The sequence below is a fragment of the Flagellimonas marinaquae genome (genome assembly GCF_003992675.1).
Lineage (GTDB): Bacteria > Bacteroidota > Bacteroidia > Flavobacteriales > Flavobacteriaceae > Flagellimonas > Flagellimonas marinaquae.
In genome coordinates this window covers 351,584-363,187 of record NZ_RZMZ01000007.1, presented here as the reverse complement: position 1 = coordinate 363,187, position 11,604 = coordinate 351,584, and the positions used below count along the sequence as shown (strand labels likewise).

The 11,604-nt window shown below is 44.8% G+C and carries 12 protein-coding genes; 7 read left to right on the top strand and 5 right to left on the bottom strand.

Annotation, left to right across the window (positions count from 1 at the left end; genetic code table 11):
- The first annotated feature begins 16 nt into the window (after positions 1 to 16).
- From EO130_RS05130 to EO130_RS05105, 6 genes are all read left to right on the top strand, one after another.
- The gene (locus tag EO130_RS05130) at positions 17 to 1,177 is read left to right on the top strand and encodes a PSP1 domain-containing protein (RefSeq protein ID WP_127140447.1); all 1,161 of its coding nucleotides are present in this window, start codon (positions 17 to 19) and stop codon (positions 1,175 to 1,177) included.
- On the top strand, positions 1,167 to 1,658 hold the full coding sequence (locus tag EO130_RS05125) for a gliding motility lipoprotein GldH (RefSeq protein ID WP_127140446.1): 492 nt from the start codon (positions 1,167 to 1,169) through the stop codon (positions 1,656 to 1,658). The genes EO130_RS05130 and EO130_RS05125 overlap by 11 nt, the downstream gene beginning before the upstream one ends.
- The gene (locus tag EO130_RS05120) at positions 1,658 to 3,997 is read left to right on the top strand and encodes a penicillin-binding protein 1A (protein ID WP_127140445.1); all 2,340 of its coding nucleotides are present in this window, start codon (positions 1,658 to 1,660) and stop codon (positions 3,995 to 3,997) included. Before EO130_RS05125 ends, EO130_RS05120 begins: the two co-directional genes overlap by 1 nt.
- A gap of 98 nt (positions 3,998 to 4,095) precedes the next feature.
- Positions 4,096 to 4,797: a CoA transferase subunit A gene (locus tag EO130_RS05115; protein ID WP_127140444.1), complete on the top strand. Its 702-nt coding sequence runs from the start codon at positions 4,096 to 4,098 to the stop codon at positions 4,795 to 4,797.
- A gap of 99 nt (positions 4,798 to 4,896) precedes the next feature.
- Positions 4,897 to 5,550: a 3-oxoacid CoA-transferase subunit B gene (locus tag EO130_RS05110; RefSeq protein WP_127140619.1), complete on the top strand. Its 654-nt coding sequence runs from the start codon at positions 4,897 to 4,899 to the stop codon at positions 5,548 to 5,550.
- A gap of 306 nt (positions 5,551 to 5,856) precedes the next feature.
- The gene (locus EO130_RS05105; protein ID WP_127140443.1) at positions 5,857 to 6,375 is read left to right on the top strand and encodes a GNAT family N-acetyltransferase; all 519 of its coding nucleotides are present in this window, start codon (positions 5,857 to 5,859) and stop codon (positions 6,373 to 6,375) included.
- Here EO130_RS05105 and EO130_RS05100 read toward each other — a convergent pair.
- Entirely contained in the window at positions 6,361 to 6,681 is a 321-nt protein-coding gene (locus tag EO130_RS05100) for a hypothetical protein (RefSeq protein ID WP_127140442.1), read from the bottom strand. The genes EO130_RS05105 and EO130_RS05100 overlap by 15 nt on opposite strands.
- 140 nt (positions 6,682 to 6,821) lie before the next feature.
- On the opposite strand from EO130_RS05100, the gene EO130_RS05095 reads away from it, so the two are divergent.
- Positions 6,822 to 7,526, top strand: coding sequence for an XRE family transcriptional regulator (locus EO130_RS05095; RefSeq protein ID WP_127140441.1), 705 nt, complete (start codon positions 6,822 to 6,824; stop codon positions 7,524 to 7,526).
- Here EO130_RS05095 and EO130_RS05090 read toward each other — a convergent pair.
- The 4 genes from EO130_RS05090 to EO130_RS05075 are packed head-to-tail and all read right to left on the bottom strand — an operon-like array spanning position 7,501 to position 11,484.
- A complete protein-coding gene (locus tag EO130_RS05090) occupies positions 7,501 to 8,013 on the bottom strand; it encodes a very short patch repair endonuclease (protein ID WP_313781248.1) in 513 nt (170 codons plus the stop codon). The genes EO130_RS05095 and EO130_RS05090 overlap by 26 nt on opposite strands.
- A gap of 45 nt (positions 8,014 to 8,058) precedes the next feature.
- Positions 8,059 to 8,805 (bottom strand): succinate dehydrogenase/fumarate reductase iron-sulfur subunit, encoded by a 747-nt coding sequence (locus EO130_RS05085; RefSeq protein WP_127140440.1) that lies wholly within the window; start codon positions 8,803 to 8,805, stop codon positions 8,059 to 8,061.
- A gap of 7 nt (positions 8,806 to 8,812) precedes the next feature.
- Positions 8,813 to 10,816: a fumarate reductase/succinate dehydrogenase flavoprotein subunit gene (locus EO130_RS05080; protein WP_127140439.1), complete on the bottom strand. Its 2,004-nt coding sequence runs from the start codon at positions 10,814 to 10,816 to the stop codon at positions 8,813 to 8,815.
- Positions 10,817 to 10,818: 2 nt separating this feature from the next.
- A complete protein-coding gene (locus EO130_RS05075) occupies positions 10,819 to 11,484 on the bottom strand; it encodes a succinate dehydrogenase cytochrome b subunit (protein ID WP_127140438.1) in 666 nt (221 codons plus the stop codon).
- Positions 11,485 to 11,604: the final 120 nt, after the last annotated feature.

The following is an 11,604-nucleotide window of genomic DNA, read 5'->3' as shown; positions in this document are numbered from 1 at the left end:
AATCAAGATATTAAATATGGCGTGTAGCAGTTGTTCAACCGGCAAGGATGGACAACCGCGTGGATGCAAGAACAATGGAACTTGCGGCACTGATGGTTGTAACAAGCTCACAGTCTTTGACTGGCTTTCCAATATGTCGTTGCCCAACGGTCAAAAACCTTTTGATTGCGTTGAGGTACGTTTTAAAAACAGTAGAAAAGAATTTTTTAGGAACACGGAGAACCTCACATTGTCCATAGGCGATGTTGTGGCCACCCAGGCCAAATCTGGGCACGACGTGGGCGTGGTGACCCTTACCGGGGAGCTGGTCCGAATCCAGATGAAACGGAAAAAAGTTTCACCAGATGACAAGGCCCTTCCCAAGGTGTACCGAAAAGCTACCCAGCGCGACATCGATATATGGCAAAAATGTAGGGACCGTGAAGAAGAAATCAAAAAGCGTTCCCGAGAGATTGCTATTTCCCTAAAACTTGAAATGAAACTGAGTGATGTCGAATTTCAAGGTGATGGATCCAAGGCCACCTTTTACTACACTGCGGAAGACCGCGTTGACTTTAGGCAATTGATCAAGGATATGGCGAAAGCCTTCGGTATCCGTATCGAAATGCGTCAGATTGGCTATCGGCAAGAGGCCCAACGTTTGGGAGGCATTGGCTCGTGTGGACGTGAACTTTGCTGCTCCACTTGGTTGACGGACTTTAGGTCGGTAAGCACCGCCTCCGCCCGATACCAACAATTGGCCCTCAACCCTCAAAAGTTGGCAGGCCAATGTGGTAAACTGAAATGCTGTCTCAACTACGAGCTGGACATGTACCTGGAAGCCCTGAAGGATTTCCCGCCATCCGATTGCAAACTGAAAACACAAAAGGGAATCGCTTTTTGCCAAAAAGCGGATATTTTCAAAGAAACCCTATGGTTTTCTTACAAAGATGAACCGGCTACATGGCATACACTTTCCAAAGATCAAGTACTGGAGATTTTGGAGCTCAATAAAAAGAATCAAAAAGTGGCCAGTCTTGAAGAATATGCCGCGGACAACGTGACCGAGGATAAAACTACCTTCGAAAACGTGGTGGGGCAAGACAGCCTTACCCGTTTTGATAGGCCAAACAGAAAAAAACGTAGAAAAAAGAAGCGTAGAAAACCAAAATCTAAAGCATCTCCAAATGCGAAATAAATTGCTGTTGCCACTGGTGCTGGTTCTTGCCCTATCATCCTGCAATGAACTATTGGTCTACTCGGATTACCAACCCATCAAAGAGGGAAAATGGCAGATGGACCAAGGAGTTGATTTTCAATTTTCCGAATTGGACTCTACCCAGACCTACAACCTGTTCATCAACATTAGAAATGATGACAATTTTGCTTTTAGCAACCTATTTTTAATCACCGAGCTGGAATATCCGAGCGGAAACACCGTTAAGGATACATTGGAGTACCGTATGGCAGAACCGAGCGGGGAATGGTTGGGAAAAGGAATGGGAAGCATCAAGGAAAACAAACTTTGGTACAAGGAAAAGATCGATTTTCCCGATTCTGGCGTATATAAGGTGAACATTTCCCATGCCATGCGCAAAAATGGCGATGTGGAAGGCCTTCACATTTTGGAAGGTATTACGGATGTTGGTTTGGAAATAGAAAAAGCACCCAAATTATAATGGCAAAGAAGCGTCAAAAAAAACAGCAGCAAAACTTTCTTCCCTTTATTAAATGGTTTTGGATTTTATTTGGATCGGGCGTATTGGCCGTGGTCCTCATTTTTTTGCTGGCCTCATGGGGGGTCTTCGGAGAAATGCCCACCTTTGAACGATTGGAAAACCCAGAGACCAATTTGGCCACCGAATTTATTTCTTCCGATGGCGAAACCTTGGGAAAACTGTATTTGGACGACAACCGAACGTGGGTAGATTATGAGACCCTGCCCCAAAATATTGTAGATGCCTTGGTGGCCACCGAAGATGCCCGTTATTATGACCATTCCGGTATCGATGCCAGAGGTTTTGCCAGAGCTTTAGTGTATTTGGGGACCAAAGGAGGCGCCAGCACCATTTCACAGCAGCTGGCGAGACAGCTTTTTGTTGGGGTCCGATCAAGAAATTTATTTGAGGCGGTGACCCAAAAAATCAAGGAATGGGTCATAGCCACCCGCTTGGAACGGAATTACACCAAGGAGGAAATCATAGCCATTTACCTCAATATCTATGATTTCAATTACAATGCGGATGGTATCCGATCCGCCGCTAGAATTTATTTTGGAAAGGAACCCGCCGACCTAAGAACCGAAGAATCTGCGGTTTTGGTGGGCATGCTCAAAAACTCATCCCTTTACAATCCCATCCGTAGAGAAGAACTTGTATTGAACCGTAGGAATACGGTATTGGGACAGATGGCCAAATACGGCTATATCTCAGAAAAAGAAAAGGATTCGCTCCAAAGTTTGGAGATGAAAATTAATTTCAATCCAGAGTCGCATCGAGAAGGTCTTGCCACCTATTTCAGGATGTATATGCAACGCTTTCTTAATAAATGGGTAGAGGAGAACCCAAAACCAGACGGGGAAAAGTATAATATTTACTTGGATGGTCTAAAAGTCTATACCACCATAGATTCCAGAATGCAGCGAAATGCGGAAGAAGCGGTTCAGGAACACATGAAGAATTTACAGGCCGAGTTTTTTCATCAAAATACACCCGACCGTAATCCTACGGCTCCCTTTTTGGATTTGAGCAAAGGAGGTATCGATACGATTATGCGTAGTGCCATGCGACGCTCAGCAAGATGGCGCCACCTTAAACGCGAAGGACTATCCGAAAAAGATATCGAAGCCACTTTCCGTGAAAAAACAGAAATGACCGTATTTGATTGGAACAGTGATTCTTTTGAAAAGGACACCATCATGACCCCGATGGATTCCATCAGGTACTACAAAACCTTCCTGCGTACCGCCATGATGTCTATGGAGCCCCAGACCGGCCACGTAAAAGCTTGGGTAGGGGGAATCGATTATAAGCACTTTCAGTACGACAACGTAATTCAAGGATCAAGACAGGCAGGGTCATTATTTAAGCCTTTCGTCTACGCTGCAGCTATTGACCAGTTACGCTATTCGCCATGCTATACCCTACCCGACAACCAATATTGTATTGAACCTGGGAAACATGGAAATATGGCTGCGTGGTGCCCTAAAAACTCGGACGGAAAGTATTCTGGTGAGGATATGAACCTGAAAAGCGCACTGGCCAATTCTGTGAACACCATTACTGCACAACTTATTGATCGAGTTGGTCCTGGTTCGGTAGCTGCCATTGCCAAAAGTATGGGGATTACCAAAGAAATCCCAGAAGTGCCCTCCATTGCATTGGGTACCCCCGATGTGAGCGTGTACGAAATGGTCGGCGCTTTTGGAACCTATGCCAATCAAGGGGTATATGTGAAGCCCGTGATGGTAACCCGTATTGAGGATAAAAACGGAACCGTACTCTTTGAGTACACACCGGAGACCAGGGATGTGTTGAGTAAAGATGTTGCCTATGCCATGGTGAACCTATTGGAAGGAGTTACCGAGTATGGTTCAGGCGGTAGATTACGACACACCTATGGAAAAAATCAAACCGTTTACAAAGAAATCATCACTGGATATCCGTATGAACTCACCAATCCGATAGCCGGAAAAACAGGAACTACACAGAACCAAAGTGATGGCTGGTTTATGGGTATGGTACCGAATTTGGTCACTGGCGTTTGGGTAGGTGGAGAAGACAGGTCCATCCACTTCAACCGTCTTTTGTACGGACAGGGAGCTGCTATGGCATTACCTATTTGGGCATTGTACATGAAGAAGAACTACGCCAATGAAGAGTTGAACGTGTCCAAAGAAGAGTTCGAAGCTCCAGAGGAAATGTCCATCAATATTGATTGCTCCCAACAACAGCAGGAAGAAGAGGATTTAATCGATACAGAGGACGACTTGGACGACTTGGACGACTTGGATTTTTAAACAAGAACTTATTTCTTAACAAAGCCTCAAGCATATCTGAATTTGCTTGGGGCTTTTTTATTTAAATCGTAATTTCAGGGCAAATAAATACGAATTCTATGATCAATAAAACTGTTGCCAATGTTTCCGATGCATTGAAGGGGGTAGAAGATGGAATGACATTCATGCTGGGTGGGTTTGGCCTATGCGGAATACCAGAAAATGCCATTGACGAATTGGTCCGTTTGGGTATCAAGGACATCACCTGTATCTCCAACAATGCGGGAGTCGATGATTTTGGTCTGGGGCTGTTGTTACAAAAGCGGCAAATCAAAAAAATGATATCGTCCTATGTTGGGGAAAACGATGAATTTGAGCGACAAATGTTGAGCGGCGAACTGGAAGTTGAACTGACCCCTCAAGGAACCTTGGCCGAAAAATGTAGGGCTGCCCAAGCCGGTTTCCCTGCGTTTTACACACCTGCAGGGTACGGTACTCAAGTGGCCGAGGGTAAAGAGACAAGGGAGTTCGATGGAAAAATGTATGTACTGGAACCTGCCTTCAAAGCGGATTTTGCCTTTGTGAAAGCGTGGAAGGGCGATGAGGCCGGAAACTTGATCTTTAAGGGAACTGCACGGAACTTCAATCCATGCATGTGTGGCGCAGCTACCATTACCGTGGCCGAAGTGGAAGAATTGCTACCTGCCGGAAGTTTGGACCCCAACCAGATTCACATTCCCGGAATATTTGTGCAGCGCATCTTTCAGGGGAAAAACTATGAGAAACGAATAGAGCAACGAACCGTGAGAATGAGGCAATGAGCCCAAAACGTGAACCAAATAATCTGGGCTTCCTAAAGAAAAGTACAACAATAGGCAATTGACACATTGACCAATTGCCAAATTAACACATTGACATACATGTTAGATAAAAACGGAATTGCAAAACGAATTGCAAAAGAGGTCAAGGACGGGTATTACGTTAACCTTGGTATTGGTATACCCACCTTGGTGGCGAATTTTGTTAGGGACGACATCAGTGTGGAATTCCAAAGTGAGAACGGTGTTTTGGGCATGGGACCATTTCCGTTTGAAGGTGAGGAGGACGCCGATGTCATCAATGCGGGTAAGCAGACCATAACCACCTTGCCCGGTGCGTCCTTTTTTGACTCCGCCTTGAGTTTTGGAATGATTCGCGGGCAACATGTCCACCTTACCATTTTAGGCGCCATGGAGGTGGCGGAAAACGGCGATATTGCCAACTGGAAGATTCCCGGTAAAATGGTCAAGGGCATGGGAGGCGCCATGGACTTGGTGGCCTCAGCTGAGAATATCATCGTGGCCATGATGCACACCAATAGGGCGGGCGAATCCAAATTACTGAAGCGATGTACCTTACCCTTGACAGGGGTTGGTTGTGTCACCAAAATAGTGACCAATCTGGCCGTTTTGGAGGTCACTTCTGAGGGTTTCAAACTATTGGAGCGGGCTCCTGGAGTATCGGTGGACGAAATTCAAGCAGCGACCAAGGGTAAACTGGTTGTTGAAGGTGAAATTCCCGAAATGCAAATTTGATTATAAGCGACCTAATTTTTACAACATAATAAAGTCATTTTACAACATTAGTTTTAAATTACCGTTCAACGATAATATATTTGGTTATATCGAAATTTTTACCCGAATTCACCATGGCACTAAAATCTAACACTACGATGAACGAGAATGTTCAAGTTTACCGAAACGACTTTTTCACAGGTTTTATGCTTTTGATCAAAAAGTTGTTCATGCTTTAGGTCAACCAGTCTAATCCCCCTGAAAAATATAGAGCCAACGTATTGTTCGGCTCTTTTTTTTGCGATAATTTTAGGCAAAACCAACCCAATGCAACTATCGCTTCGAAAATGTACCTTGACCGATTTGGACGATTTAGTGGAAATGTCCAAAGCCACTTTTCGCGAGGCTTTTGAAAAAGATAACAAACCAGAGGATTTTAAAGTATATCTGCAAGAAGCTTTCCATCCCCGGAAGCTTGCTGGGGAGTTGTCCAATATCTACACCCATTTTTATTTTGTATCCAACGGAAAGCAGCGGGTGGCCTATATGAAACTCAACGTGGCATCGGCACAAACGGACGTGCATCATCCGCGTGCCATGGAAATAGAACGTATATATGTAGCCCAAGAACATCAAGGAAAACAAATTGGTGCTTGGATGCTCGGTGAAATCAAGTCCATTGCCAGAAAGTTTCACAAGGAATTTGTTTGGCTTGGTGTCTGGGAGCACAACCCCAAAGCCATTTCTTTTTACCAACGACACGGTTTTGTAAAGTTTGGAGAGCATCCGTATTACATTGGAAACGACAAACAGACCGATTGGCTCCTCCGCTTAGACCTTAAGTAAATTGCTCAAATACATAATATCCCCTTCAGCCTGCAATTTGTAGGCAAAGGAATTTTCAAAAGCCGCATGGATGAGCAAAGAAATCGCCATGGCGTTCACCTTGGTAAGGCTGTTCGTTCGGTACACCACATCCCGAATGGTTGAAAAACTCACATTGCTCTTAATGGCAATATTGGCAAAATCGTTTTTGGTGGCGTTACGGCGGAGCACTTGGGACAGTCGCTCGCTAATCGGTTTGCCGTAATCCTCTTCCGTAAAAATGGAATCTTTTTCAATGAATGGCCCTAGGCCTTTAATGGAACCCATATATAACTCGAGTTTAAATAATTATATGTTGGGGTCAAATCCTATTTTCTATATTTGGCCTGTAACCCAATTACAGAAAACTAGAGAAATTGCTGCGTTGAGCGCTTATTGCGTAACAATATTACACAATATAGAAATAAATGTATATAATTAAGCAATTAAGACGAAAAAATAATATTAGTCAATCGCAATTGGGTAAGGAAATTGGCGTAAGTCTGCGCACGATTCAGCTCTATGAACGAAAGGATGCCAACATTCCCATAAAAAATTTGACCAAGATTGCCGAATTTTTTGGTCTTACCATTGCCGAGCTCTACATGCATGAGGTGAATGATATGGGCGAAGCCTATACCCGACGCCAACCATTCACCAAACATGGCAGCGTTTTCTACCCATTAGAGCATGGAAAGTATTTGGTAATGGCCCCTTTGGTGCTGGTGGAATGGCATCAAAAGTATATTAAGGCACTGCAAAAAGATAAACTTACCAATCCTTTTCAAGGTGGATTCATCATCGATTTTTTAACAGAGGAGCCTCATCGTATTTTTGAGGTATCAGGAGATTCCATGAACGATTCCAGTGCGGCCTCCATTCCCAATAAATCCTATGTGCTTGGATTGGAAATAAAAAAGGAGTCCTTGGCCCGTAACAAGGAAAGCTTCTGGAACGAATCCTATGTGCTTGTTTGTACGGACCGAATTATCTGTAAGCGACTTACAGGCTATAACAAAGACAAAAAGACATTGCTTTGCCACAACCTGAACACTTCGCCGGAATTTCAGGATTTTGAGTTGCCATTGGACGATGTATTGCAAGTATTCAGGGTTGTGAAAAAGCAGCTTTGACTTTATTGAGATGGGTGAGCACCTCTTCTAGGCAATCGTCCAAGTTTTTCTTTACCTCCGTTTCCCAAAACCGAAACACGGTATATCCCTTTTCTTTCAAAGCTTGATTTACCTCTTGATCTCGTTGCATGTTCCGTTCGATTTTTGGAATCCAGAACTCCCGATTAGTTTTGATCTTCTCCTTGCGTTCCTCCCAATTATGGCCGTGCCAGTATTCCCCATCAATAAAGATGACGGTTTTATACTTTTTTAGTGCGATATCGGGTTTTCCGATGAGTTTTTTGTAGTCGATGCGGTATCGGTAGCCTGATTGCCACAACGCTTTCCTAAAGGCAAGTTCTGGCTTCGTGTTTTTTCCGCGAATCTTCCCCATAATCTTGGAACGCTGAGGTGTAGTATAAAAACCCGATTCCTCATTAAATCGGGGTACTTTGATACGTTCTTTTGGATACTCTTTGGGCATACCGTAAGATAACAAAAAACCCAAACTCCTATTGGAATTTGGGTTCTCTGTAATAACGAATGTTAGGGTTTATCCTTTCAACGTAGCGGATAAGTATTCCCGGTTCATGCGTGCAATATTCTCCAAAGAGATACCCTTGGGGCACTCCACTTCACAAGCACCGGTATTGGTACAGTTTCCGAATCCTTCCAAATCCATTTGACGCACCATGTTCTGAACGCGCTCTGCGGCTTCCACCTGTCCTTGTGGCAATAGGGCAAACTGGGATACTTTAGCTGAGGTAAACAGCATGGCGCTCGCATTTTTACAAGCGGCCACACAGGCTCCGCACCCAATGCAGGTTGCTGCATTAAAGGAATCATCCGCATGCTCCTTTTCAATAGGAATGGCGTTGGCATCCACTGGTCGTCCCGAAGTGTTTACGGAAATGTAACCACCAGCCTGTTGGATACGGTCGAAAGCACTGCGATCCGTAATCAAATCCTTGATAACGGGAAATGCTTTGGCTCTCCAAGGCTCAATTACGATTTCGTCCCCGTCATTAAAACTACGCATGTGCAGCTGACAGGCCGTAATCAAAGAATCTGGACCGTGTGGACGCCCGTTGATCATCAACGAACAGGTACCACAGATACCTTCGCGGCAATCGTGGTCGAATTCCACGGGCTCTTCACCCTTGGCGATCAAATCCTCGTTTAAAATATCCAACATTTCCAAAAAGGACATGTCTTCTTCCACCCCGTCAAGGGTGTAGTCGACCATTGCTCCTTTGGATTTTGCATCTTTTTGACGCCATATTTTCAAATATAATTTCATAGCAATATTATTTATATGAACGTGTCTTTACTTTGATATTCTCATACTCCAAATCTTCTTTGTGCAATTTGGCATCTTTGGGCTCGCCTGCATACTCCCAAGCGGCCACGTATTTAAAGTTTTCGTCATCACGAAGGGCCTCACCTTCCTCGGTCTGATATTCTTCGCGGAAATGTCCTCCACAGGACTCGTTTCTGTGCAAGGCATCCTTTGCGAACAATTCACCCAATTCCAAGAAATCGGCCACTCGGCCTGCTTTCTCCAATTCTTGGTTCTTGGAATCCGGTGTTCCGGGAACTTTTACATTTTCCCAGAAATCCTTTCGAAGCGCGGCAATCTCTTCCATGGCCTCTTCGAGTTCTTTCGCGTTACGGGACATGCCACATTTGTTCCACATGATTTTACCCAATTTTTTGTGGTAATAATCAACCGTGTGGATACCGCTACCTGACATCAATTTTTTGATACGCTCACGAACATCGTTTTCTGCAGCATCAAATTCTGGGGAGTCGGTAGGGATTGGTCCGGTCCTAATATCGTCGGATAAATAATCTCCGATGGTATAGGGGAGCACGAAATATCCATCCGCCAAACCTTGCATCAAGGCAGATGCACCCAAACGGTTGGCACCGTGGTCACTAAAGTTGGCCTCTCCCGCGGCATAACAGCCTGGGATGGTGGTTTGCAAGTTATAATCTACCCAAAGACCTCCCATGGTGTAGTGCACCGCTGGATAAATCTTCATTGGCGTTTTATAAGGATTCTCGTCCACAATCTTTTCGTACATCTGGAAGAGGTTACCATATTTGGCCTCAACTATTTTTTCACCGAGCTCGCGAATGGTTTTATCGTCTGGGTCTTTCATTCCAGAGGTCATCGCTTTCTCTCTTCCATAACGCATAATGGCCGAATCAAAATCAAGATAAACGGCCTCCCCTGTTTTGTTTACGCCAAATCCGGCATCACATCGTTCCTTGGCTGCTCTGGAAGCAACGTCCCTAGGCACCAAGTTCCCGAAAGCTGGATAACGTCGTTCCAAATAGTAATCCCTATCCTCTTCTGCCAACTCGGTTGGCTTTAGTCTGCCTTCTCGGATTGCTTGGGCATCTTCCAGTTTTTTGGGCACCCAAATACGTCCGTCGTTTCGTAGCGATTCGGACATCAAGGTCAATTTGGATTGATGATCTCCAGAAACAGGAATACAGGTGGGGTGGATTTGTGTGTAACATGGGTTGGCGAAGAAAGCACCTTTTTTATGCGTTCTCCACGCAGCCATTACGTTGGCGCCCATGCAGTAGGTGGACAGATAAAACAAGTTTCCATATCCTCCTGAGGCAATAACAACGGCATGCGCGGAATGTCTTTCGATTTCACCGGTCACCAAGTTTCTGGCAATGATACCTCGAGCTTTTCCATCGACCAATACCAGATCCAACATTTCATGGCGGGTATACGATTTGATTTTACCTCGTTGGATTTGACGGTTCATGGCGGCATAGGCACCCAACAGAAGCTGCTGTCCGGTTTGCCCTTTGGCGTAGAACGTCCTGGAAACCAAAACACCACCAAAAGAGCGGTTGTCCAATAATCCCCCGTACTCTCTTGCAAAAGGCACTCCCTGTGCCACACATTGATCGATAATGTTGGTGGATACTTCCGCTAAACGGTACACGTTGGCTTCCCTGGAACGGTAGTCACCCCCTTTGATGGTATCATAGAAAAGACGGTAAACACTGTCGCCATCCCCTTGATAGTTCTTGGCTGCGTTTACCCCTCCTTGGGCCGCAATGGAGTGGGCCCTTCTTGGAGAATCTTGATAACAGAATGTTTTTACGTTGTAACCCAGCTCGGCCAAAGTGGCAGCGGCGGAACCACCAGCCAGTCCGGTACCCACCACGATAATGTCGATGTTTCGCTTGTTGGCGGGGTTAACTAGGTCAATTTCATTTTTATGCTTGGTCCATTTGTCCGCTAAGGGTCCAGATGGAACTTTGGAATTCAATATGCCCATACTTAATGTGTTATTGGGTTAAGGTGGTGGTAAACGGCGATGAATGCAAAGGCCAAGGGTACCACGACCGCGAATATTTTAGCAAATTTTTTGAATCCAGCGGTGTATTTGTTGTTTACACCCATGGATTGGAAAGAAGAGGCAAAGCCATGCCATAAATGAAGGCCCAATAGCACAAACGATACCGCGTAAAGAACGGTTCTCCAAACAGGAGCGAACTTTTCTACGGTTTCGGCGTAGTAGCGCGTTGGGTCTTGCGGATTGGCCTCGATGTACTTGTAGGTCATCTCGTGCACCCAGAAATCGTAGAAATGCAATGCCAAAAAAGCCAAAACCACCAAACCTGAGTAAATCATGTTTCGGGAAGCCCATGGAGCATTGGCAGCGCCATTATACTTTACATAGCCCACGTCCCTTGCTTTTCTGTTCTGGATTTCCAAAACAAAGCCCATCACAAAATGGACGATTACCCCAGCAATCAAAATAGGTTGCATTAGGAATTGGACCAGTGGATTGTAGCCCATAAAATGGGACGCTTCATTAAAAAATTCTGGAGAAAACACGGAGGCCAAATTGATGGTCACGTGAAGAATCAAAAAGATGACCAAAAAAAGACCCGATAGGGCCATTACATATTTTCGGGCCAACGAAGATTTTATCAAACTCATTAGAAGTCAGTTTTTACACAAATTTACGGCACGAATGAGTTTTTAACAAGCTTTCAACATCGTAAAGCTTATTATTTAGATTCATTTTAAGCTAAAGGGATTTAAACGCTCCCAATCGCC

Excerpts from the sequence above, each read along its gene's own strand:
- EO130_RS05130 (WP_127140447.1), top strand. The coding sequence starts at position 17 with ATGGCGTGTAGCAGTTGTTCAACCGGCAAGGATGGACAACCGCGTGGA.
- EO130_RS05125 (WP_127140446.1), top strand. The coding sequence starts at position 1,167 with ATGCGAAATAAATTGCTGTTGCCACTGGTGCTGGTTCTTGCCCTATCA.
- EO130_RS05120 (WP_127140445.1), top strand. The coding sequence starts at position 1,658 with ATGGCAAAGAAGCGTCAAAAAAAACAGCAGCAAAACTTTCTTCCCTTT.
- EO130_RS05115 (WP_127140444.1), top strand. The coding sequence starts at position 4,096 with ATGATCAATAAAACTGTTGCCAATGTTTCCGATGCATTGAAGGGGGTA.
- EO130_RS05110 (WP_127140619.1), top strand. The coding sequence starts at position 4,897 with ATGTTAGATAAAAACGGAATTGCAAAACGAATTGCAAAAGAGGTCAAG.
- EO130_RS05105 (WP_127140443.1), top strand. The coding sequence starts at position 5,857 with ATGCAACTATCGCTTCGAAAATGTACCTTGACCGATTTGGACGATTTA.
- EO130_RS05100 (WP_127140442.1), bottom strand. The coding sequence starts at position 6,681 with ATGGGTTCCATTAAAGGCCTAGGGCCATTCATTGAAAAAGATTCCATT.
- EO130_RS05095 (WP_127140441.1), top strand. The coding sequence starts at position 6,822 with ATGTATATAATTAAGCAATTAAGACGAAAAAATAATATTAGTCAATCG.
- EO130_RS05085 (WP_127140440.1), bottom strand. The coding sequence starts at position 8,805 with ATGAAATTATATTTGAAAATATGGCGTCAAAAAGATGCAAAATCCAAA.
- EO130_RS05080 (WP_127140439.1), bottom strand. The coding sequence starts at position 10,816 with ATGGGCATATTGAATTCCAAAGTTCCATCTGGACCCTTAGCGGACAAA.
- EO130_RS05075 (WP_127140438.1), bottom strand. The coding sequence starts at position 11,484 with ATGAGTTTGATAAAATCTTCGTTGGCCCGAAAATATGTAATGGCCCTA.